This is a genomic window from Kitasatospora sp. NPDC032757, from assembly GCF_055579305.1.
In genome coordinates, this window is sequence record NZ_JBVINN010000072.1 from 1 (window position 1) to 21,823 (window position 21,823).

Below are 21,823 nucleotides of genomic sequence, written 5' to 3' on the forward strand. Positions count from 1 at the left end.
ATCGCCGTGCGCCGCCTGCGTCCCCAGCGCTGACCGGCACGCACGGAAACCCGAAGGGGCCCTCCTCCGCACGGCGGTGCGGAGAAGGGCCCCTTTCGTCGCTTCCGGGGTCGTCAGCCCCAGGTGATCAGACGCTTGGGCCGCTCCAGCAGCGCGGCCACGTCGGCCAGCACCTTGGAGCCCAGCTCCCCGTCCACCAGCCGGTGGTCGAAGGAGAGCGCCAGCGTGGTCACCTGACGCGGGACCACCTTGCCCTTGTGCACCCACGGCAGCTCCCGGACCGCGCCGAAGGCGAGGATCGCGGCCTCGCCCGGGTTGAGGATCGGGGTGCCGGTGTCGACGCCGAAGACGCCGACGTTGGTGATGGTGACGGTGCCGCCCTGCATGTCGCTCGGCGAGGTCTTGCCCTGGCGGGCGGTGTCGATCAGCTCGCCGAGCGAGGACGCCAGGCCCGAAAGGGTCTTGCCGCCCGCGTCCTTGATGTTGGGGACGATCAGGCCGCGCGGGGTCGCCGCGGCGATGCCGAGGTTCACCTGGCCCCGGATGACGATCTCCTGGGCCGCCTCGTCCCACTGGGCGTTGATCTCGGGGTGCCGCTTGATGGCGGTGAGCAGCGCCTTGGCGACCAGCAGCAGCGGGCTGACCCGGACGTCCCGGCCCAGCTCGCCGCTCTCCTTGAGGCGGCGGACGAACTTCATCGTGCGGGTGACGTCGACCTGGACGAACTCGGTGACGTGCGGGGCGGTGAAGGCCGAGGCCACCATCGCCTGAGCGGTCGCCTTGCGGACGCCCTTGATCGGCACCCTGACGTCGCCCGCGGCCTCGGCCGGCACGGCCACCGGCGCGGCGGCGGGCGCCTCCACCGGCTCCGCCACGGGGGCCGCTGCGGCGGCCGCCGCAGCGGCGTGCGCGTGCACGTCCTCGCGGGTGACCACCCCGTCCGGGCCGGTCGGGGTGACGGCCCGCAGGTCGACGCCGAGGTCCTTGGCCAGCTTGCGCACCGGCGGCTTCGCCAACGGCCGCTCGCCGTTCTGCTGCTCCGGCACCACCGGCGACGGCACCACCGGCGCGGGCGCCGGCGCGACGGGCGCGACCGGGGCCGGGGCGGCCGGAGCGGAGACCACGGTGGTCGTGGTCGTCCGGCGGGCCCGGCGCTGGGAGCCGCCGGTCCGCGGCCCGTAACCGACCAGCACCTCGCGCCGCTCCGGCTCGGCCGGTTCGGCCTTCGCGGGAGCGGGAGCGGAGGCCGGCGCCGCGGCCGCCGGAGCAGCCGCAGGGGCCTCCCCTGCCACGGCGACCGAGATGATCACGGTGCCGACGTCGACCGTCGCGCCCTCCGGGAAGAACAGCTGCTCGACGACCCCGTTGAAGGGGATCGGCAGCTCCACGGCGGCCTTGGCGGTCTCCACCTCACAGACGACCTGGCCGTCCGTCACGGTGTCGCCGGGTTTGACGTACCAGCTGAGGATCTCGGCCTCGGTGAGGCCCTCGCCCACGTCGGGCATCTTGAACTCGCGGAGCGAGCGAACTTCGGTGGTCATCTTCGCTCCCCGGTTCAGTACGCGAGCGCGCGGTCGACGGCGTCGAGCACGCGGTCCAGGTCCGGCAGGAAGGCTTCCTCGACCCGGGACGGCGGGTACGGCGCGTGGTAGCCGCCGACCCGCAGGATCGGTGCCTCCAGGTGGTAGAAGCACCGCTCGGTGAGCCGGGCGGCCAGCTCGGCGCCCATGCCCAGGAAGACCGGCGCCTCGTGCACCACGATGCCGCGGCCGGTCCGCTTGACCGACTCCTCCAGGGTGGCGAAGTCCACCGGGGAGAGCGAGCGCAGGTCGACGACCTCCAGCCGGCGGCCGTCCTCCTCGGCGGCCGCGGCGGCCTCCAGGCAGACCTTGACCATCGGCCCGTACGCGATCAGCGTGGCGTCCGCGCCGGGGCGGACGATCCGGGCGTCGTACAGGCCCAGGTCGGCGGCGTCGCCGACCTCGCCCTTGTCCCAGTAGCGGCGCTTCGGCTCGAGGAAGATCACCGGGTCGTCGGACTCGATCGCCTGGCGCAGCATCCAGTGCGCATCGTGCGCGTTGGACGGGGAGACCACCCGCAGGCCGGCGGTGTGCGCGAAGTACGCCTCGTGCGACTCGCTGTGGTGCTCGACCGCGCCGATGCCGCCCGCGTACGGGATGCGGATGGTGACCGGCATCTTGACGTGCCCGAGCGCGCGGGCGTGCATCTTGGCCAGCTGGGAGACGATCTGGTCGAAGGCCGGGTAGACGAAGCCGTCGAACTGGATCTCCACCACCGGGCGGTAGCCGCGCAGTGCCAGGCCGATCGCGGTGCCGACGATGCCGGACTCGGCGAGCGGGGAGTCGATCACCCGGCTCTCCCCGAAGTCCTTCTGCAGGCCGTCGGTGATCCGGAAGACGCCACCGAGCTTGCCGATGTCCTCGCCCATCAGGACGGTCTTCGGGTCGTTCTCCAGCGACTTGCGCAGCGCGTCGTTGAGCGCCTTGGCGATGCTGAGCTGACCGGCCATCAGAGGTTCTCCCCCGCCTCGAAGGAGGCCGCGTACTCGACGTACTCGGCCCGTTCCTCATCGACCAGTGTGTGCGGCTCGGCGTAGACGTGGTCGAAGATCAGGGTCGGGTCCGGGTCCGGCATGCTGCGCACGCCCTCGCGCACCCGCAGCCCCAGCTGCTCGCTCTCGGCGTCGATCGAGGCGAAGAACTCCTCGTCGGCCAGGCCCTCCTTCTCCAGGAGCGCCTTGAGCCGGGTGATCGGGTCCTTGGCCTTCCAGGCCTCGGTCTCCTCGGAGGGCCGGTAGCGGGACGGGTCGTCGGAGGTGGTGTGCGCGCCCATCCGGTAGGTGAACGCCTCGATCAGCACCGGGCCGTTGCCGCTGCGGGCGTGGTCGAGCGCCCAGCGGGTGACGGCCAGGCAGGCCAGCACGTCGTTGCCGTCGACCCGGACGCCGGGGAAGCCGAAGCCGGAGGCGCGGCGGTACAGCGGGATCTTGGTCTGGGTGGTGGTGGGCTCGGAGATCGCCCACTGGTTGTTCTGGCAGAAGAAGACCACCGGGGCGTTGTAGACCGAGGCGAAGGTGAAGGCCTCGTTGACGTCGCCCTGGCTGGAGGCCCCGTCGCCGAAGTACGCGATCACCGCGTCGTCGGAGCCGTCCTTGGTGATGCCCATCGCGTAGCCGGTGGCGTGCAGGGTCTGCGCGCCGATCACGATGGTGTAGAGGTGGAAGTTCTTCTCGTTCGGGTCCCAGCCGCCGTGGTTCACGCCGCGGAACATGCCGAGCAGGTTCAGCGGGTCGACGTCGCGGCACCAGGCCACGCCGTGCTCGCGGTAGGTGGGGAAGGCGTAGTCGCCGGTGCGCATGGCCCGCCCGGAGCCGACCTGGGCGGCCTCCTGGCCGAGCAGCGAGGCCCACAGGCCCAGCTCGCCCTGGCGCTGCAGCGAGGTCGCCTCGGCGTCGAACCGGCGCACCAGCACCAGGTCGCGGTAGAGGGCGCGCAGCTCGTCCGGGGTGACGGTGAGCGGGTAGTCCGGGTGCTCGACCCGCTCGCCTTCCGGGGTGAGCAGCTGTACGAGCTCCGGCTGGGCGTCCGTACCCGTGGCGCGGAGGGTGTCAGGGACGCCGGGGGCCGCCTTCTTGCGAGCCCTCGCCGTGCTTTTGACGGTCACGTTCACTCCTCGGTCTGTCCGGCCGCCCGGGGTCGCCGGTGACCGGTCCGGTCACCGCCTCGCGGGGCGCGCGTGGGTGTGCGCACCGACTGCGAGGCAGGTGGTGATCCTTTTCCGACGGCGTCCCTCACGAGAACGTTACCCAGCGGCAGCCCTTGGCGCGCTTGCGCTAGGACGTCCTACTTGTTCAGGGTCTACAACTGCGGGTGTGGCGCAGCTCTCAATTCGGTCGCCTTCAGGACACCTGCGCACGTTATCCGGGCGAAGGCCCGTACGTAAGGGGGTTACCGGCATCGGTTTCCGCCGGTCTGGCCGGATCACGATCCCGTGGCGGTGCGGGCGATAGGTCTTTCGTACGGTGATATGGGAGGCTTTGTGGGTGACTGATAACGGACAAATCAGGGTATTCCTGCTCGACGATCACGAGGTGGTCCGGCGGGGCGTCCACGATCTCCTCTCGGTCGAGGACGACATCGAAGTGGTCGGGGAGGCCGGCACCGCCGCCGAGGCGATCACCCGGATCCCCGCCGTCCACCCCGACGTCGCCGTGCTGGACGTCCGGCTGCCGGACGGCAACGGCGTCGAGGTCTGCCGGGAGATCCGCTCCCGGCTGCCGGAGATCAAGTGCCTGATGCTGACCTCGTTCTCGGACGACGAGGCGCTGTTCGACTCGATCATGGCGGGAGCCTCCGGCTACGTGCTGAAGGCGATCCGCGGCACCGACCTGATCACCGCCGTCCGGGACGTCGCGGCCGGCAAGTCGCTGCTCGACCCGGTCGCCACCAGCCGGGTGCTGGCGCGGCTGCGCAACGGCGGCGAGAAGGAGGACGAGCGGCTGGCCCAGCTCACCAAGCAGGAGCGGCGCATCCTCGACCTGATCGGCGAGGGGATGACCAACCGCCAGATCGGCAACGAACTGCACCTCGCCGAGAAGACGGTGAAGAACTACGTCTCCAGCCTGCTCGCCAAGATGGGCATGGAGCGGCGCACCCAGGCCGCGGCCTACGTGGCCCGGCACCAGGCGGACCAGCACCAGGCCGACCAGCACCACTGACCCGGCATCACCCTCCCGCCGGCCGCGCGATCGCGCCCAATGCAGAGAACTGACTGTTTGTCAAGGACCCCAGCCAGGGGGCCCTAACCTCAGGCTGTGACTTTCAGCCAGACCCTTGCCTGCGCCCCGGCCCGCCCCGACCTCTCCGCTCCCCCGATAGGGACCCTCAGCCCGCCCGTCCCGCACGCCGCCCTGGCGGAAGTCCTGCGCCGCTACCGGGTCGGGCGGCTGATGACCGCCGAGCCGGTCGCCGAGGGCCTGCTGAACCGGGGCTACCGCGTGACCACCGAGGCCGGGACGTACTTCCTGAAGTGCTACGTCGACGCCGCCACCGCCAACCACCGGTCGATCGCCGGCCACCACCGCGCGATGGCCGCGCTGCACGCCCTCGGACTGCCCGTCGCGCCCCCGCTGGGCTGTGCCGAACGGGCCGGCACGGTGGCCGCGTTCGGCGGCCGGCTGTTCGCGCTCTTCCCCTGGGTGGATGGCCGACACCGGCACGGTACCGACCTCTCCCTCCCGCAGTGCGACGCACTCGGCGCGCTGCTCGGCCGCCTGCACGGCGCACTCGACGACGTCTGCGCCCCGGTCGCACAGCCGGCCGGCTACCGCAGCGCCGACCCGCTGGACAGCGCCGCACTCGCCCGCGACCTACGGCGCCGCGCCCACGAGCACCGCCCGCACGACGAACTGGACGCACTGGTCGAACGACGCCTCACCGAACGGCTGGAGCTGCTCGCCGAGTACGCCCACCGGCGGCCGGCCCCGCAGGCCGCCCCGCCCACCGGCTGGACGCACGGCGACTTCCACGGCCTCAACCTGCTGCACCGGGACGGCCGGATCTCCGCCGTCCTGGACTGGGACAAGCTGGGGGTGCAGCCTCGCGCCGAGGAGGCCGTCCGCGCCGCCACCCTGGTCTTCCACGACCGGACGACGGGGGTGCTCGACCTGGTCCGGGTCCGGCACTACTCGCAGGCCTACCGGGCCACCGGGGCCGCCGGAGCGGAGCACCTGGCGGCCGCCGTGCACCGGGTCTGGTGGGAGCGGCTCAACGACTTCTGGATGCTCCAGTGGCGCTACCAGCGGGCCGACCACCGGGCCGACCCGCTCTACCCCGCCTCGGCGGGCCAGTTGGCGTGGTGGTGCCAGGAGTACGAGCAGGTCCTGGACGCCTTCGCCAACTGACCCGGGAGGTCAGTTCCCGCCGCCGGCCGGCGGGGTCACCGGCGGGGTCACGGGCTTCGTGGGCGGCGGCGCCTGGGTGCCCGTCGCCCCGCCGCCCCCGGTGCCGGTCGTCGCCGTGCCGGTCGCCCCGCCGGTCGGCGGGGTGCTGCTCGCCCCGCCCGTGGGCGTGCCGCTCGACGTCGGGGTCGGCGTCGGCGTCTTGGTCGCGCTGCCCGTCGGGGTCGGGGGCGGCGTGTGCTTGGGGGACTGGCCGGCCGGCGGGCTCTGGTTGCTGTTGTTGTTGTCGGTCGGCTGTTGCGGCCGCCGGCTGGTGGTCGGCACGGTCGGCGCCGTGGTCAGGGTCGGGCCCGTGGAGGGCGCGGTCGTCTCCGGCGTGACGACCACCGAAGCCGGCGTGCTGGGCTTCGGGTTCTGGTTGGGGTTGCCGTCGCCGCCGCTGAGCGCGAGTGCGATCCCGACGCCCGCCGCGACCAGCACCGCCACGGCGCCGGCCACCCAGCCCCAGGGCCCGCGCCGCCGGCCGTCGTCGTGCCCGTCGCCGTCGTCCCCGTCGCCCGGGCCGTTGCCGCCCCCATACGGTCCGCCGACGCCCTGGTAGGGCGCGGACGGCGTGTGCGGGCCGCCGGGCACCTGGTACGGCAGCATCGCGGTCGGGTCGCCCGGCACACCGGAGCCGGCCCCGAGCACGGCCGTCTCGTCGGTGCCGATCATCGGGGTGGCGCCGCTATGGCCCTGGCCCGCGGCCGCCAGCCCGGCCGCCGCGGCGCCGGCCGCCCAGGCCCCGCCGGCGCCGTGCATCTCGCGCAGCGCGTGCTGGAGGTGGGCGCGGAACTCGTCGGCGTCCTGGAACCGGTCGTCCGGGTTCTTGGCCAAAGAGCGCAGCACCAGCGGGTCGAGCCCGGCCGGCACCCGGTGGTTGGCCTGCGACGGCGGCACCGGCATGTCCTGCACGTGCTGGTAGACCACCGAGAGCGGGGTGTCGCCGGTGAACGGCGGGCGCAGCGTCAGCAGCTCGAAGAGCATGCAGCCGGCCGCGTACAGGTCGGAGCGGTGGTCGACCGGCTTGCCGAGCGCCTGCTCGGGCGAGAGGTACTGCGGGGTGCCCATGACCATGCCGGTCTGGGTCATGGTGCTGGCGGTGCCGGTCAGCGCGCGGGCGATGCCGAAGTCCATCACCTTGACCGCGCCGGTGGTGGTGATGATGACGTTGGCCGGCTTGATGTCGCGGTGGACGATGCCGTGCCGGTGGCTGTAGGCCAGCGCCTCCAGCACCCCGGCGATGATGATCAGCGCCTGGTCGACCGGCGGCGCCTCCTCGTCCACCAGCAGCTCGCGGACGGTCCGGCCCTCGACCAGCTCCATCACGATGTACGGCGTCGACTCGTCGCCGACGTACTCCTCGCCGGTGTCGTAGACCGCGACGATCGAGTGGTGGTTGAGCGCCGCGACGGCGTGTGCCTCGCGGGTGAAGCGCAGCCGGGCGATGTCGTCCTGGGCGAGCTCGCCACGGAGCAGCTTGACGGCGACGGTCCGGCCGAGCCGGATGTCCTGCGCGGCGAACACCTCGGCCATACCGCCACGGCCGAGCCGGTGGGTCAGCCGGTAACGTCCGTCACCGACCGTGCCGAGCGGGGCCGCGGTGCCGCGGCCGGGCGTCTGCGGGCCGCCGCCGAACGGCGGGAGCGCAGTGGTGGCGGCGTTGTCGCCACCGGCGCCGGGCGCCTGCGGGGCACCACCGGCCGCCCGGGCACCCTCGTCGTCGTCCGGATGCTGCGTCTGTGCCATCGCTCCTCGCCCCGGGCCTTCGCTCGGATCGCGGTGCCCTGTCGCTTCGTGTCCCCGAACGCTACCGCCTCCGGCCGTCCCCCGTAGCACGCCCGATTCGGGCAGGCTGCATCAGAGCAGGCCATTCCGGTCGGCCGGGGTGTCCAGGTGGAGAACCGTGGCGGTCCGCTCGGCGCCGCGCGGGCTCGTGGCGCTGCTACTGCTCTTCTCGGCCCTGGTCACCACGATGGCGATGATGATGATCGCGAGCACGATCACGCCGATGATGATGCCGACGATCACCAGCGCCGTGGAGCAGCCGCCGCTGTTCGACGCGGGGGCGGGCTGGAACGGCGGCATCGGCTGCGGCGGCGGGGTGTGCGCCTGCTGCGGGAAGGGCTGCGGGGTCTGGAAGGCCGGCGGCGGGGTCTGGAACGCGGGCGGCGGCGTCTGGAAGGCCGGCGGCGGCGTCTGGAACTGCTGCGGGAAGGGCTGCGGCGACGGGGTCTGGAAGGCCGGCGGCGGCGTCTGGAACTGCTGCTGGAAGGGCTGCGGGGTCTGCGGGGCCTGCGGGGCGGCGTGCGCCGAGCGCGGGCCGTCGGTGATCAGCAGCGGGGTGCTGGCCGCCAGCGCGTTGCCGTTGCCGCCCTTCTCCACCGCGATCAGCCGCTCGGCCTCGTCACGCATAGCCGCCGCGCTCGGGAACCGGTGCGCCGGATCCTTGCGCAGCGCCTGCGCGACGTACGCGTCCACCGCCGGGCTGACCGCCCGGTTGATGCTGGACGGCGCCGACGGCTCCTCCTGCACGTGCTTGTAGGCGATCGAGAACGCCGAGTCGCCGTCGAAGACCAGCCGGCCGGTGAGCATCTCGAAGAGCATCACCCCAACCGAGTAGAGGTCGGAGCGGGCGTCCACCGGCTTGCCGAGCGCCTGCTCGGGCGAGAGGTACTGCGGGGTGCCGACGACCATGCCGGTCTGGGTCATCGACGTGACGCCGCTGTCCAGCGCGCGGGCGATGCCGAAGTCCATGACCTTGACGGTGCCCTTGCGGTCGAACATGACGTTGCCGGGCTTGATGTCGCGGTGCACCAGGCCCTGGTCGTGCGAGGCCTCCAGCGCGTTCAGCACGCCGACGGTGATCCGCAGCGCCTCCTCGACCGGCATCGCGCCGTACTGCGCGACCGCGTCGTTGATCGCGTCCCGCAGGCCCTTGCCGTCGACCAGCTGCATCACGATGTACGGGGTGCTGGAGCCGTCCGGGGCGATGTCCTCGCCGCTGTCGTAGACGGTGACGATGTTGGTGTGCTCCAGCCGGGCCACCGACTGCGCCTCGCGGCGGAACCGCTCCTTGAAGGTGTCGTCGCGGCCCAGCTCGGCGTGCATGCTCTTCAGCGCGACCTGGCGGTCCAGCACGTTGTCGTAGGCGAGGTGCACCGAGGCCATGCCGCCCTCGCCGAGCACCCGCTGCAGCACGTACCTGCCGTTGCCCAGGGAGTGGCCCTCGACCGCCGCGTTGCCGTGCTCGCTCATGGTCCTCTGCTCCCCCTCGGCGCGGCCCTGCCGCCGCAACCGTGACGTTCGGTCTCGTCCGTGCGTGCTGCGGGCCCGGCCCGTCGGCCTGCCCGCCCCTGTCGCGGCGGCTCGCCCGGCGACGACAGGGGCTCAGGGTATCGGCTCACGGCGACAGTGATCGGCGCAGGGCCGACACTGTGTCCGAGCTGCGATCCACTACCCGGTGGTACGGCGTGCGGTCGTCCGTCCGGCCCGGGTCGTGGCGGTACGTCCGACCTGCCGCCCCCGACCGGGCCCGGCGCCGTCCCGGGTACGGGCCGCGGGTGACGGCCTACAGGTACGGGCCGGAGCGGATGCCGCGGCCCTCGCCGGGCTCCTCGCCCTCCACCTCGCCGCCGTGCAGACCGGGCGGCAGCGCCCGGCGCATCTGCTCCAGCTGCGCCCGCGCCGCCATCTGCTGGGCGAACAGCGCGGTCTGGATGCCGTGGAACAGCCCCTCCAGCCAGCCCACCAGCTGGGCCTGCGCGATCCGCAGCTCGGCCTCGGTGGGGATGGAGTCCTCGGTGAACGGCAGCGACAACCGCTCCAGTTCGGCGACCAGTTCGGGGGCCAGGCCGAGCTCCAGCTCCTTGATGGAGCTGGCGTGGATGTCCTTCAGCCGGGCACGGCTGGCCTCGTCGAGGGGAGCCGCCCGGACCTCCTCCAGCAGCTGCTTGATCATGCTGCCGATCCGCATGACCTTGGCCGGCTGCTCCACCATCTCCGTCACCGGGAGCTCACGCGGCCCGTCACCGTCGTCGTCCCCCGTCGGGCCGGCGAAACCCTGGCCCACCGGCAGCCCGTCCGGTCCGACGATCAGCACTTTCTGGCCGTCCTGCGACTGCCCGCCCATGGCCTGGTACAGCTCCTGCGGCGAGCGCTCGTTCATCGGATTCGTCATGAACAACATTCTCCCTCACTGGGGTTGGTCGGACGGAAGCCCCCGGTCGCGCCGTCACCGGCCGTTCCGCCCGCCCGGGCACGACGGTACGCCCCCGCGCGGTCTCCCGGTATCCGTACGGATACTCAGTTCGCGCGCGGGGGCGGAGCGGACCCGCCCGGGCTCAGCCCTTGCGCAGGCGCAGGCCGATCAACCCCAGGCCGCAGCCGATCAGGCCGAGGCCCGCGCCCAGCGGCAGCTGGAGCGTCGAGGCGTCGCCCCAGCGGGCGGGGACGACGGCCGGGCCGGTGGCGGCGGCCTGCTGGGCGGCCTGGCCGGCCGCCAGCGTCGCGGTGTCGGCGGCGGCGTCGTCGGCCGGGGCGTCGGCGTCGGGCACGGCCGCGGCCTGGGACTGATCGGCCTCGGCCTGCCGGCCCGGCGCCCGGTCCGGCAGCCGGTCGGGGGCCTGCGCGGGCGCCCGGTCCGGCGTCCGGTCCGGAGCGGCGTCGGGGCGCTCGGGCGCCGACGCCGGCCGGTGCCGGTGCCCGGCCACGTCCACCCAGGGACCGCCGGCGGCCGGCCAGGGGCGGACCCCCTGGTGCTGCGGCGGCGCGGCGGCCGGGCCGGAGTCCTCCGGCGAGGGCGGCGCGACCGGGCCCGGGGCGGCACTCGCCGAGGGCGCGGGCTCAGGTGCGGACGTGCCGGTCGGCGACGGCGCCGCGCCCGTCGTGCCCGTCGGTGTGCCTGCCGGCAGCGGCGAGGCCTCGGGGGACCGGGAGACGGTCGTGGCCCCCGCGGACGGCGAGCCGGAGCGGCCGGGCCCGGTGGCCGGTCCGCTGCCGGGCCCGGACGACCCGGTCGGTGCGGACGGCGCGGACGGCGCGGACGGCTCGGTCTGCCCCGACGGCCCCGACGGCACGGCCGGCACGGAGGGCACGGAGGGCACGGAGGGCACGGAGGGTTCGGAGGGTTCGGAGGGTTCGGAGGGTTCGGACCGCACCCCGGACATCAAGGAGGTCCCCGCCCCGGCCGGCGGGTCCGAGGGAACCCCCGAAGCCGCCACCGCGACCGGCGCGACGCCCAGCGGCACGGCGAGCCCGAGCGCCGCCAGCGTCAGCAGCAGCCGCAGGCGGCGGCCACCCCGGCGATGGCCGGCGTCCCGGCGGAGGGGACGGCCCAGGGCCCGGATACAGCGGCAGGACGGCGCGGCGGGCAGCGGCCCGAGGAACGTCTTCGAAGGTGCGGCCACGGTCGAGGTCCTTCCGACGGCCGACCGCGCACAGGCGGGGTCGGCGGCGGGACAGCTCCCGACCAGATTCACACAATCCGGCATTCCGGGCATTTCGAACGACTGTGCACCAACCGTCCCGCCACCCCCGCACCCCGGGCCGCCCCCGTCAGGCCCGCAGCACCACCTTGCCGACCTGCTCGCCGTCGGCCAGCACCCGGTGCCCGGCGGCGGCCTCGGTCAGCGGCAGCACCCGGTCGATCACCGGCTTGACCACCCCGGACTCGACCAGCGGCCAGACGTGCTCACGCACCGCCGCCACGATCGCGGCCTTCTCGGCCAGCGGCCGTCCGCGCAGGTTGGTCGCGATCACCGCGCCGCGCTTGCGCAGCAGGGTGTTGAGGTTGAGCTCGCCCTGCACCCCGCCCTGCAGCCCGATGATCACCAGCCGCCCGTTGACCGCCAGCGCGTCCACGTTCCGCTGCAGGTACTTGGCGCCCATGATGTCCAGGATCACGTCCGCCCCGGCGCCGTCGGTGGCCTCCCGGAGCACCTCGACGAAGTCCTGCTCGCGGTAGTTGATCACGATGTCCGCGCCCAGCTCGGCGCACCGGGCGAGCTTCTCCGCGCTGCCCGCCGTCACCGCCACCCGGGCGCCGACCGCCTTGGCCAGCTGGATCGCCATCGTCCCGATGCCGCTGGCGCCGCCGTGCAGCAGCACCGTCTCGCCCGGCCGCAGATGGGCGGTGAGGAAGACGTTGGACCAGACCGTCGAGACCACCTCGGGCAGTGCGGCGGCCTCCTCCGGGGTGAGGCCCTTCGGCACCGGCAGCAGCTGCCCGGACGGCACCGCGACCAGCTGCGCGTACCCGCCGCCGGCCAGCAGCGCGCAGACCTCGTCGCCGACCGCCCAGCCGGCCACCCCGGGCCCGAGGGCGACGATCCTGCCCGCGCACTCCAGCCCGGGGTACGGCGAGCTGCCGGGCGGCGGGTTGTAGAAGCCCTGCCGCTGGAGCAGGTCGGCGCGGTTGACCGCGGTGGCCACCACCTCGACCAGGACCTCGCCCTCGCCGGGCACCGGGTCCGCCACCTCGGCCCAGACCAGTGCCTCGGGCCCGCCGGGTTCAGGAATCGTCATCGCATGCATGCCCCGAAGCTACTGCGTGGCGCCCGCCGCGCGGGGGCGCCCCGCGCGGCCGGGAGTCTCAACCCGCCGCCCCCGCCGCCCAGTCGGCCACCGGGACGCACGGAACGGACGCCACCGGGCCGAAGGCTCAGCCGGCCAGCTCCGCCAGCACCTCGGCGCCCGGGAGGCCGGCCAGCACCCGCCCCGGCACGATCAGCTTGCCCCGGCGGCGCCCGCTGCCCACCAGCACGTACGGCGCGGCGGCCACCGCCGCGTCGACCAGCAGCGGCCAGCCGGCCGGCAGTCCGACCGGGGTGATCCCGCCGTACTCCATGCCGCTCTGCGCCACCGCCGTGTCCATCGGCGCGAACGAGGCCTTGCGCGCCTCCAGGTGCCTGCGGACGGCCTTGTTGACGTCCACCCGGGTGTGCGCGAGCGCCAGGCAGGCGGCGAGGGTGGTCTCCCCGCCGCGCTTGGCGGCGACCACCACACAGTTCGCCGAGACCTCCGGCGGCACGTCGTAGGTCTCGCAGAACACCGCGGTGTCGGCCTTCTCCGGATCGGTGTCCACGTACAGCACGGACCGGGCGGCCTCCCGGTCGTCCCAGTTCTCCAGGGCGTCGGCCACCGGCCCGGCCAGCAGGTCGCGGACGTCCAGCGCCGGGGCGACCGACTCGAACCTGCCGAACGGGGGCTGCGGTTGCTCAGTCATGCCCCGGACTCTAACCACCGGCGACAACCGGGCACCGACACGCCCAGGCACCCACCTCGGGCTCACGCCGCGCGGCATCCACGCCATCCTGAGTGGGTGACGAACGGTGAGCAGCCCTCCGGGCCACACGAGACCGGCCTCCGGCACCGCCTGTCGGGACGCCGCACCGGCCGGGCTGAGTCCGACGTCGAGGCCGGTGACCGGGTCATCCTCCCGATGCGGAAACCGCGGGCGCCGATGCGCCAGGTGTCCGGACGTCTGCTGCTGGCGCTCGCCGTGCTGGTGGCCACCACCGTGATCGTCTGGCTGGACCGCGCCGGGTACAACGACAACGCCGGCGGAGGCCTGAGCTTCCTCGACGCGGCGTACTACGCCACCGTGACGCTCTCCACCACCGGGTACGGGGACATCACCCCGTTCAGCGACAGCGCCCGGCTCACCAACATCTTCGTGATCACCCCGCTGCGTGTGCTCTTCCTGATCATCCTGGTCGGCACCACGCTCGAAGTGCTCACCGAACGCACCCGCCGGCAGTGGCGGATCGGACGCTGGAGGTCCGCAGTGAGGGAACACACCGTCGTGATCGGTTACGGCACCAAGGGCCGCAGCGCCGTCGACACCCTGCTCGGCCAGGGCGTCCGCCGGGACGAGATCGTGGTCGTCGACCCGCAGCGCAAGGTGATCGAGCAGGCCACCCTCGACGGCCTGGTCGGCGTGGTCGGCGACGCCACCCGCACCGACACCCTGCTGCGCGCCGAACTCCCCCGCGCCTCCCGGGTGGTCGTCGCCCCCGAACGCGACGACACCGCCGTCCTGATCACCCTGACCGCGCGCCAGCTCAACAAGGCCGCCACCGTGGTCGCCGCCGTCCGCGAGGACGAGAACGCCCCGCTGCTGCGGCAGAGCGGGGCCGACGTCGTGGTCACCAGCTCCAGCTCGGCGGGCCGGCTGCTCGGCATGTCGATGCTCAGCCCGACCACCGGCGCGGTGATGGAGGACCTCCTCACCTACGGCACCGGCCTCGACATGCACGAGCGACCGGTCACCCGGGCCGAGGCCGGGCACAGCCCGCGCGAGTGCACGGACCTCGTCGTCGCGGTGGTGCGCGGCCGGCGGGTGCTCAACTACACCGATCCCGAGGCCGCCACCCTCCAGCTCACCGACCGGGTCATCACCATCAGGCCGGCCGTCACGCGCGCCGGCTGAGACCGGGAGCCGGGCGCACGGCGGTCAGGGGGTGTCCAGCAGCTCCAGTGCTCCACCGGCCGCCACCCCGCCGGGCGGCACCACGGCGAGCGCCTCGGCACGGGCCAGTCCGCGCAGCATCGCCGGGCCGTCGAAGGCCAACGGGACGACGCCGCGCAGCGTCCGGCGGACCGGCAGCAGCCGGGTGTCCGCCGGGTGGCCGGGCAGGTCGACGGCGGCGGGTGCGAGCACCGGCTCGCCCGTCGACCGGCCGCCGCGGGCGTGCAGCAGCGGCAGGGCCAGCGTGACGGTTCCGGCCACCGCGGCCAGCGGATTGCCGGGCAGGCCCACCAGGTGGCGGCCGCCCGGGAGCTCGGCGAGCAGCATCGGATGGCCGGGGCGGACGGCGACCCCGTCCACCAGCAGCCGGGCGCCGGCCTCGGCGAGCGCCCGGTGCAGGAAGTCGACCGGCCCGGCGGCCGTCCCCCCGGTGGTGACCACCACGTCGGCGGTGGAGTGCCGGACGGCGTCCCGGAGCAGCCCGAAGTCGTCCCGGACGGCGCGCACCGCGCCCACCTCGGCGCCGGCCGCGCGCAGCCACGGCGGCAGCAGCGGGCCGAGCGCGTCCCGGACCAGGCCGGGCCGCGGGAGTCCGGAGCCGAGCAGTTCGTCGCCCAGGACGAGGAGTTCGACCACCGGGCGGCGCCGGACGGCGAGGCGGTCGTGGCCGCAGGCCGCGGCCAGGCCCAGGACGGACGGGCCGACCGGCGTTCCGGCGGCGAGCAGCGCCTCTCCCCGGCGGCACTCCTGGCCGCGCGGGCGGACGTCCTGACCGGTGGTCAGCGAGCCCGGGGTCCGGTCGTGCAGCAGCGCCCCGTCCCGCTCGCCGTGCTCGCGCCGGAGCACGGCGGTGGCGCCGGGGGGCAGTTGGGCACCGGTGGCGATCTCGACGGCGGCGCCGTCGGCCAGCGGCTCCACGGCCGGCTCCCCGGCCAGCAGCCGGCCGGCGACCCGCCAGGGGCCGGGCCCGGAGACGGCCCAGCCGTCCATCGCCGAGGTGTCGAAGGCGGGCAGGTCGGTGAGCGCGGCGAGCGGCTCGGCGAGGGTGCGGCCGAGCGCGTCGGCCAGGTCCAGCCGCTCGGGCGGCAGCGGGTGCAGCCCGGCCCGGCGGGCGGTCTCCCGGGCCTGCGCCCAGGTGAGCGTCGGCGGACCGGCGGGGCTGCGGCCGAGCACGAGTGCCTCCTCGATGGTGCTCACGGCTGCTCCGGTCCCGCGGCCGCCACCCAGCGCTCGGCCAGCGCGGCCGTCCGCCGGGACGCCTCGGCGACCGCCTCCGGGCCGCCGCCCCGCTGCGCGGCGGCGTAGCCGACCAGGAAGGCGGTCAGCGGCGCGGCGGGCCGGGCCACCCCGTGCGCGACCACCCGGGCGAGGTCGAGAAGTCCGTGGACGTCGACGTCCAGGTCGATCCCCAGCTCGGTCCCGACCTCGGCGATCCAGTCATCCAGCGTGCGCTCCATGAGCCCCATGCTGCCTGATCACCGGTTTCGCCGAGGTGTTTGCCCGGTGAGCGCCGCGCGTCGATTCCTTCACGCGGGGGTCCGGGGCCCGTGAGGCAGCGGGTGAGCACTGACTCACGGGCCCCCGGACCCCTCACGCTCGCGGGCGCGCTCCAGGTCCTCCCAGGTGTCGCAGTCGTACGTGACGTCGTCGGTGTCGGCCAGCCGCAGCGTGTGCAGACCGCCGGTCAGGCGGCGCAGCGGGAGGCCGGCCGGGTCGCCGAGGGCGGCCAGCGCGGTGCGCAGGGCGGCGGTGCGGTAGGCAGCGGCGAGCGGCTGGTCGCGGCCGGCGGCGTCGACCAGGACGGCGGCCTCGATGCCCTGGTCCGCCTCGGCGAGGGCGGTGACGAGCCGGTGGACGGTCCGCTCGTCCAGGAACGGCAGGTCGGCCGCGAGCAGCAGCACCGTCCCGGCCGTGACCTCGGCGAGGCCGGCCGCGACGGCCGCCACCGGCCCGCCGCCGGGCGGCTGCTCGCGGGTCCGGCGGACGCCGGTGCGGGTGGTGGGCCGGGCCGGGCCGACCACCACGGTGGTCCGGGCGCCGGCGCAGGCGGTGAGCACGCGGTCGAGCAGGGTCGTCTCGCCGACGGTGAGGCCGGGCTTGTCCACTCCGCCGAGCCGACGGGCGGCGCCCCCGGCCGGCACGATCACGTCGTACGGCGTCATGCCGCCAGTATCCGCCGCGAACGCCGCGGGTCGGCCCGTCCGGTTCAGTCCTCGGGCTCGTCCTCGACGATCTCGGCGTCGACGATCCCGTCGTCCTCCTCCGCGTCCCGGTGGCGAGCGGTGTTTGCGGCGGCGCTCAGCTCCAGAATGGCCGGCAGGGTCAGCTCCCCGTACCGCTCGTTCATCGCGGTGGCCAGCGCCTCCGGGTCGGCCGGGTGCTCGGCCAGCAGCCGGTCGAAGTCCTGGAGGTACTCGCCGGTGAAGGCGAGCACCCGGGCCGCCTCGTCGCCCTGGTCGGGTGCCCGGTGGCCGGCGATCACCCGCTCGGCGCCGAGTTCGGCGATCCGGCCGAGGTTGCGCCCCCAGGCGGTGCGCTCTGCCGGGGTGGTGTCGGCGGTCCAGACGTGGGTGCCGTTGTAGACGAAGTCCCCGGCGATCACGGTGCTGATGCTGGGCACGTGCACCACGGTGGAGTCCCCGCAGTCCCCCTGGCCGAACAGCAGCACCGGGATCACCTGGCGGTCGACCATCAGCGGCTGGGGCAGCAGTGGGGCGGGCACCAGCGGGTGGTCGGGGATGTCGTCCCCGTACACGGGCTTCCACTGGGCGACCTTCGCGGCGGCGGTCCGCAGGATGCCGTCCACCACCGCCGGGGCGGCGAGCAGCTGCGCGTCCGGGAAGAGCCTGAGCACTTCCTCGGCGCCGAAGTAGTGGTCGGGGTGCTGGTGGGTGATGACGATGGCCAGCAGCCGGCGGCCCTTGCCCGCCACCCATTCGGCCAGCTCACGGCCGGCGCTGCGGGTGAGCTGGGCGTCGACCAGGATCGCGGTGCGCTCGCCGAGGATCAGGGTGGAGGTGGCGAAGAAGGCCGATTCCGGGCCGGTGAAGACGGCGACCTCCAGCGGACGGGCCGCCGGCGCCTCTCCGGCCGCGTTCGTCCGGGCGCCGGCGCCGGTGCCGTCCACGGCGTCCGCGCGCTCCGCGCCGGCGCTGTCCTCGGGCGGGGACGACGTCACTGGCTGCTCCCTCTGCTTCGGCGGTCGGACTTCCTGCGCCCTACAGCATGGGAGTACCACCCGCCGAATGCCGGGAAGGCGCGCCCGGCGGGGCGCGCCTTCCCGGTCGTGTCCGCCACCGCAGGGCGGGCTCGCGTCCCCGCGGCGAGCTCCTCGGCCCTCGCGGCCGTGTCAGCCCTTGCGGCCGGTCAGCTTGGCGATCCGGTCGGAGACACCCCAGGCGGTGACCCGCCAGAGCGCCTCGATCACGATGTGGCGGCTCATCTTGGAGGCGCCCAGCTCGCGCTCGACGAAGGTGATCGGCACCTCGGCCACCTTGAAGCCGGCCTTCACCGTCCGCCACGCCAGGTCGACCTGGAAGCAGTACCCGGCCGAGGCCACCTCGTCCATGCCCAGGCCGAGCAGCGTCTCCTTGCGGAACGCCCGGTAACCGCCGGTGACATCCCGGATCGGCACGTTCAGCATCAGCCGCGAGTACGTCGACCCGCCGCGCGAGAGCAGCAGCCGCGACTTCGGCCAGTTCACCACCCGGCCGCCCGGCACCCAGCGCGAGCCGAGCACCAGGTCGGCGCCGCGCAGCGCGCCCAGCAGCCGGTCCAGCTCCTCGGGCTGGTGCGAGCCGTCCGCGTCCATCTCGACCAGGACGTCGTAGCCGTGCTCGATGCCCCAGGCGAACCCGGCCAGGTAGGCGGCGCCCAGGCCTTCCTTGCCCAGACGGTGCATGACGTGCACGTTCCGGTCCTCGGCGGCCAGCTTGTCGGCCAGCTCACCGGTGCCGTCGGGGCTGTTGTCGTCGGCGACCAGGACGTGTGCCTCGGGCACCGCAGCGCGGACCCGGCCGACGATCCGCTCGACGTTCTCCGCCTCGTTGAACGTCGGAATGATCACCAGCACCCTGCCGAGATCAGCAAAACTCTGCTGGTTCACGGTCACGTACAAACCTCTCGGCCGGTGGCGGGAAGTGCCAGTCACCGTTGCCCGCACTCTGGAACGCAGTCCCCGTCGGCGCCCCGCCGACCGGTCCCCACTGTGGAAACCACTGCGTCCTGGCATCCTACTACCGCGCCCTCGGACCGCCGGTACGGCTACGGCACTCCCCGCCCGCCCCGGCCGTTTCCCCGGTGGCGGCACCGGTCGGCTAGGGTCGATGCCCAGCCTTTGCCCGGACCACCCGCCCGCCGGGGCCGTCCGCCGGCGAACCGGCGATCCGGCCCACCAGCCACTGCAGCAGAGGAGCAGGACCGCGCCTATGGACAGGCTCATCAACACTGTCCGCCCGTACGCCTGGGGGTCGGTCACCGCACTCCCCGAGCTGCTCGGGCAGGAACCGACCGGTGAACCGCAGGCCGAGCTGTGGATGGGCGCCCACCCCGGCGATCCCTCCCGCGCCGACCGGGGCACCGGGCCGCGCCCGCTGGACGAGCTGATCGCCGCCGACCCCGAGCGCGAACTGGGCGCCGCCGCCGTGGCCCGGTTCGGCCCGACCCTGCCGTTCCTGCTCAAGATCCTCGCCGCCGGCATCCCGATCTCGATCCAGGCCCACCCGACCCTCGACCAGGCCCGGGCCGGATACGCCGCGGAGAACGCCCTCGGCATCCCGCTGGACGCCCCGCACCGCAACTACCGCGACGCCAACCACAAGCCCGAACTGATCTGCGCACTCGAGGAGTTCGACGGCCTCTGCGGATTCCGCGCCCCCGCCGACGCGGCCGCCCTGATAGCCGGCCTCCAGGTGCCCGCGCTCGACCCGCTGATCGCCCTGCTGGGCGCCGAGGACGAGTCCGAGGCCCTGCGAACCGCCCTGGTGGCCGTCCTCACCATGGACGACGCCACCGCCGCGGCCGCCGTCCGGGACACCGCCGAGGCGGTGGACAAGGCCGCCGCCGGCGACCCGGACGGCCCGTACGCGCTGTACACCCGGATCACCCACGGCTTCCCCGGCGACCGCGGCCTGATCGCCGGGCTGCTGCTCAACGCCATCCGGCTCCGGGCCGGCCAGGCCCTCTACCTCGGCGCCGGCGTCCCGCACGCCTACCTGCACGGCGTCTGCGTCGAGCTGCAGGCCAACTCCGACAACGTGCTGCGGGCCGGGCTCACCCCCAAGCACATCGACGTGCCCGAGCTGCTCAAGGTGGTCGAATTCACCCCCGGCGCCCCGGACCTGCTCGTCCCGACCGCGGTCGACGGCACCCCCGGCGAGGAGCTCTACCCCGTCCCGATCGACGAGTTCCGGCTCTCCCGCTTCACCCTGGACGGCCGGGAGCGCGAGATCGGCGGCCACGCCCCGCAGATCCTGCTCTGCACCGCCGGCACCGCCCGGCTCACCGCCGCCGACGGCACCACGCTGGACCTCGCCCGCGGCGAGTCCGTCTTCCTCCCCGCGACCGGCACCGGCACCCGGCTGGACGGCGTGGACGCCACCGTCTTCCGCGCCACCGTCGCGCTCTGACGGCCGCTCCCCCGGCACTCCCCCGGCACTCCCCCGGGCACTCCCCCGGATGTTCCACGGCTGCTCCACGAGCTGCTCCACGGGCTGCTCTCCACGGAACGGAAAGCGGGCGGCCGACAGCGTTGTCACGCTGTCGGCCGCCCGCTTTCGTTCACGCGCCGGGAGTCAGCTCGCGCCGGGCCCGCCCGCTCCGGCACCGACCTCGGCCGGCACCCGGACGGGCTCGGCGGCCGCCGGTACCGCCGCCGGGCGGGCGGCGCCCTCCGGTGCGGCCGGAGGCCCGCCGGGGAACCGCCGCTCGACCGCCTTCAGCACCTTGCGCCCCAGCTTCTGGAACGGCAGCTCCACCAGCCGGTACATCAGGTAGGCGGCGGCCAGCGCGATGGCCAGGTACTCCGCCACCCACAGCGTCTTCGCACCCGTCGTGGTCGGAGCCGGGTGCGCCAGCAGCGGAGCGATGGTGTGCAGCAGCGGCACGTGCATCAGGTACAGCGAGAAACTGACCGCGCCCAGCCAGGTCAGCACCTTCGGGAACCGCCGCTTGCGCAGCGCCATCGCACCGAGGAAGGTGGCCCAGGCCCCGGTGTACGACGTCGACCAGGCGATCCAGCCCGAGTTCCAGGTGTTCTGCTCCACGCCGTTGCGGTTGTACATCCAGCCGATCGCCACCCCCGCGACCACCACGAACCCGCAGCAGAGCCACGCCTGCATGCGGTCGATCTGGCCGTGCTCGGCCCGGTAGAGCACCGTGCCGGCGAACATCGTGGCGAAGATCAGCAGGGTCTCGAAGACCGGCGCCCTGCTGTTGTTGAGCAGCAGCACCACCCCGAGCGCGGCCACCAGCACCGCGCCGGTGCGGGTCAGCACCGGGTTGCCGCTGAGCATGCAGGCGAAGCCCATCAGCACGATCAGGGCCGCCGCCAGGACCAGGTTGCGGGTCGAACCCAGGTCGTGGGCGATCGTGCCGGTGGCGAGCGAACCGCCGAACACCAGCGCCACGGCGGCGAAGCCGACGGCGAAGCTGCTGCTGCGCCGGTGCCAGCCGAGGGTGAACAGGCCGGTGACGAGGAAGTAGAAGATCATCTCGTAGGTGAGGGTCCAGGTCACGCCCATGCCGTTGACCACGTTCAGCATGTCCTGGAGCATCGTCGCGTTGGCGACCAGCGAGATGAGGTTGTGGCCGGTGCGGAACAGCGCCACCGATCCGTCACCCTTGGGCAGCATCATGATCGACACCGTGAAGGTGGCGATCAGCGCCGGGTAGATGCGGAACAGGCGCCCCACCCAGAACGCCCGGACGTCACCCCGACGTTCCAGTGAGGCCGGGATGATGTAACCGCTGACCAGGAAGAACAGCATCACGCCGTACAGTCCCAGGTCGAAGTGCCACCAGATCGCGCCGCCGAACGGCAGCATCTCGAGGATGCCGAAGTGGTGCAACGCGACCACCAGGGCGGCCAGTCCGCGCAGCGCGTCCAGCCACCCCAGCCGGGCCCCGGCTCCTACGGCCGCCACCCCTCGCGTAGTTCCCCCGGCTCTACCGGGAAGCCGTAGACGTATTTGAGTCACGGCGAGGACAGTAGCTCATTCACCGGAACCCATCGTTCCCGGAGCACCGGCCCCACCGCCCGGCCCGTGCACGGCGAAGCCCCCCGGAGCGACCGTCGGACGGGGTGGTCTCTAGTAGTCCTCGCAACACCTGATGGCCTATGCGGTTGCCAGTAGATCACGCAGGCGCTCGGCTGGAGTTCTCCAGCCGAGCGTTTT

17 protein-coding genes and 1 pseudogene are annotated in these 21,823 nt (G+C 74.0%); 4 read left to right on the forward strand and 14 right to left on the reverse strand.

The window, feature by feature from the left end; all coding sequences use genetic code 11:
* Positions 1-113 precede the first annotated feature (113 nt).
* The 3 genes from ACZ5WK_RS39155 to pdhA are packed head-to-tail and all read right to left on the reverse strand — an operon-like array spanning position 114 to position 3,684.
* The gene (locus ACZ5WK_RS39155) at positions 114-1,541 is read right to left on the reverse strand and encodes a dihydrolipoamide acetyltransferase family protein (protein WP_465555176.1); all 1,428 of its coding nucleotides are present in this window, start codon (positions 1,539-1,541) and stop codon (positions 114-116) included.
* 14 nt (positions 1,542-1,555) lie between these two features.
* Positions 1,556-2,530, reverse strand: coding sequence for an alpha-ketoacid dehydrogenase subunit beta (locus ACZ5WK_RS39160; protein WP_465555178.1), 975 nt, complete (start codon positions 2,528-2,530; stop codon positions 1,556-1,558).
* Entirely contained in the window at positions 2,530-3,684 is a 1,155-nt protein-coding gene (gene pdhA, locus ACZ5WK_RS39165) for a pyruvate dehydrogenase (acetyl-transferring) E1 component subunit alpha (RefSeq protein ID WP_396324312.1), read from the reverse strand. Before pdhA ends, ACZ5WK_RS39160 begins: the two co-directional genes overlap by 1 nt.
* Positions 3,685-4,063: 379 nt before the next feature.
* Between pdhA and ACZ5WK_RS39170 the strand changes: the two genes are divergently transcribed.
* Together ACZ5WK_RS39170 and ACZ5WK_RS39175 are read left to right on the forward strand one after the other, a co-directional pair.
* Positions 4,064-4,738, forward strand: a complete 675-nt coding sequence (locus ACZ5WK_RS39170) for a response regulator (protein ID WP_465555181.1) — start codon at positions 4,064-4,066, stop codon at positions 4,736-4,738.
* A 96-nt stretch (positions 4,739-4,834) separates the two neighbouring features.
* A complete protein-coding gene (locus ACZ5WK_RS39175; protein WP_465555183.1) occupies positions 4,835-5,923 on the forward strand; it encodes a phosphotransferase in 1,089 nt (362 codons plus the stop codon).
* Between the two features lie 9 nt (positions 5,924-5,932).
* Here the strand turns inward: ACZ5WK_RS39175 and ACZ5WK_RS39180 are convergent, their stop codons facing one another.
* The 6 genes from ACZ5WK_RS39180 to ACZ5WK_RS39205 form a co-directional block, all read right to left on the reverse strand.
* Positions 5,933-7,708 (reverse strand): protein kinase domain-containing protein, encoded by a 1,776-nt coding sequence (locus tag ACZ5WK_RS39180; RefSeq protein WP_465555185.1) that lies wholly within the window; start codon positions 7,706-7,708, stop codon positions 5,933-5,935.
* A 111-nt stretch (positions 7,709-7,819) separates the two neighbouring features.
* Complete coding sequence (locus ACZ5WK_RS39185; RefSeq protein WP_396324316.1) at positions 7,820-9,217, reverse strand: protein kinase domain-containing protein; 1,398 nt, start codon at positions 9,215-9,217, stop codon at positions 7,820-7,822.
* 313 nt (positions 9,218-9,530) lie between these two features.
* A complete protein-coding gene (locus tag ACZ5WK_RS39190) occupies positions 9,531-10,139 on the reverse strand; it encodes a bacterial proteasome activator family protein (protein ID WP_465555188.1) in 609 nt (202 codons plus the stop codon).
* Between the two features lie 163 nt (positions 10,140-10,302).
* Positions 10,303-11,367 (reverse strand): hypothetical protein, encoded by a 1,065-nt coding sequence (locus ACZ5WK_RS39195; protein WP_465555190.1) that lies wholly within the window; start codon positions 11,365-11,367, stop codon positions 10,303-10,305.
* Positions 11,368-11,515: 148 nt separating this feature from the next.
* Complete coding sequence (locus ACZ5WK_RS39200; protein WP_465555192.1) at positions 11,516-12,493, reverse strand: NAD(P)H-quinone oxidoreductase; 978 nt, start codon at positions 12,491-12,493, stop codon at positions 11,516-11,518.
* A gap of 127 nt (positions 12,494-12,620) precedes the next feature.
* Positions 12,621-13,184, reverse strand: a complete 564-nt coding sequence (locus ACZ5WK_RS39205) for a YbaK/EbsC family protein (protein WP_465555194.1) — start codon at positions 13,182-13,184, stop codon at positions 12,621-12,623.
* A 216-nt stretch (positions 13,185-13,400) separates the two neighbouring features.
* On the opposite strand from ACZ5WK_RS39205, the gene ACZ5WK_RS39210 reads away from it, so the two are divergent.
* Positions 13,401-14,390, forward strand: coding sequence for a potassium channel family protein (locus tag ACZ5WK_RS39210; protein ID WP_465555196.1), 990 nt, complete (start codon positions 13,401-13,403; stop codon positions 14,388-14,390).
* A 24-nt stretch (positions 14,391-14,414) separates the two neighbouring features.
* On the opposite strand, the gene ACZ5WK_RS39215 is transcribed toward ACZ5WK_RS39210, so the two are convergent.
* The 4 genes and pseudogenes from ACZ5WK_RS39215 to ACZ5WK_RS39230 form a co-directional block, all read right to left on the reverse strand.
* Positions 14,415-15,617, reverse strand: a complete 1,203-nt coding sequence (locus ACZ5WK_RS39215) for a molybdopterin molybdotransferase MoeA (RefSeq protein WP_465555204.1) — start codon at positions 15,615-15,617, stop codon at positions 14,415-14,417.
* 5 nt (positions 15,618-15,622) lie between these two features.
* Positions 15,623-16,591 (reverse strand): annotated as a pseudogene (locus ACZ5WK_RS39220) (NTP transferase domain-containing protein).
* Positions 16,592-16,635: 44 nt separating this feature from the next.
* Positions 16,636-17,607: an MBL fold metallo-hydrolase gene (locus ACZ5WK_RS39225; RefSeq protein ID WP_465555198.1), complete on the reverse strand. Its 972-nt coding sequence runs from the start codon at positions 17,605-17,607 to the stop codon at positions 16,636-16,638.
* A 171-nt stretch (positions 17,608-17,778) separates the two neighbouring features.
* The gene (locus ACZ5WK_RS39230; RefSeq protein WP_396324322.1) at positions 17,779-18,540 is read right to left on the reverse strand and encodes a polyprenol monophosphomannose synthase; all 762 of its coding nucleotides are present in this window, start codon (positions 18,538-18,540) and stop codon (positions 17,779-17,781) included.
* 316 nt (positions 18,541-18,856) lie between these two features.
* Between ACZ5WK_RS39230 and manA the strand changes: the two genes are divergently transcribed.
* The gene (gene manA / locus ACZ5WK_RS39235) at positions 18,857-20,056 is read left to right on the forward strand and encodes a mannose-6-phosphate isomerase, class I (RefSeq protein ID WP_465555200.1); all 1,200 of its coding nucleotides are present in this window, start codon (positions 18,857-18,859) and stop codon (positions 20,054-20,056) included.
* Positions 20,057-20,221: 165 nt separating this feature from the next.
* On the opposite strand, the gene ACZ5WK_RS39240 is transcribed toward manA, so the two are convergent.
* Positions 20,222-21,571 carry an acyltransferase family protein gene (locus tag ACZ5WK_RS39240; RefSeq protein ID WP_465555202.1) on the reverse strand — a complete coding sequence of 450 codons (1,350 nt, stop codon included), beginning with the start codon at positions 21,569-21,571 and terminating at the stop codon, positions 20,222-20,224.
* Positions 21,572-21,823 lie beyond the last annotated feature (252 nt).

What these genes read in the sequence shown, in the direction of transcription:
- ACZ5WK_RS39210 (WP_465555196.1), top strand. Translation starts at nt 13,401, where the DNA reads ATGCGGAAACCGCGGGCGCCGATGCGCCAGGTGTCCGGACGTCTGCTG.
- ACZ5WK_RS39205 (WP_465555194.1), bottom strand. Translation starts at nt 13,184, where the DNA reads ATGACTGAGCAACCGCAGCCCCCGTTCGGCAGGTTCGAGTCGGTCGCC.
- manA (WP_465555200.1), top strand. Translation starts at nt 18,857, where the DNA reads ATGGACAGGCTCATCAACACTGTCCGCCCGTACGCCTGGGGGTCGGTC.
- ACZ5WK_RS39200 (WP_465555192.1), bottom strand. Translation starts at nt 12,493, where the DNA reads ATGCATGCGATGACGATTCCTGAACCCGGCGGGCCCGAGGCACTGGTC.
- ACZ5WK_RS39180 (WP_465555185.1), bottom strand. Translation starts at nt 7,708, where the DNA reads ATGGCACAGACGCAGCATCCGGACGACGACGAGGGTGCCCGGGCGGCC.
- ACZ5WK_RS39160 (WP_465555178.1), bottom strand. Translation starts at nt 2,530, where the DNA reads ATGGCCGGTCAGCTCAGCATCGCCAAGGCGCTCAACGACGCGCTGCGC.
- ACZ5WK_RS39185 (WP_396324316.1), bottom strand. Translation starts at nt 9,217, where the DNA reads ATGAGCGAGCACGGCAACGCGGCGGTCGAGGGCCACTCCCTGGGCAAC.
- ACZ5WK_RS39190 (WP_465555188.1), bottom strand. Translation starts at nt 10,139, where the DNA reads ATGACGAATCCGATGAACGAGCGCTCGCCGCAGGAGCTGTACCAGGCC.
- ACZ5WK_RS39155 (WP_465555176.1), bottom strand. Translation starts at nt 1,541, where the DNA reads ATGACCACCGAAGTTCGCTCGCTCCGCGAGTTCAAGATGCCCGACGTG.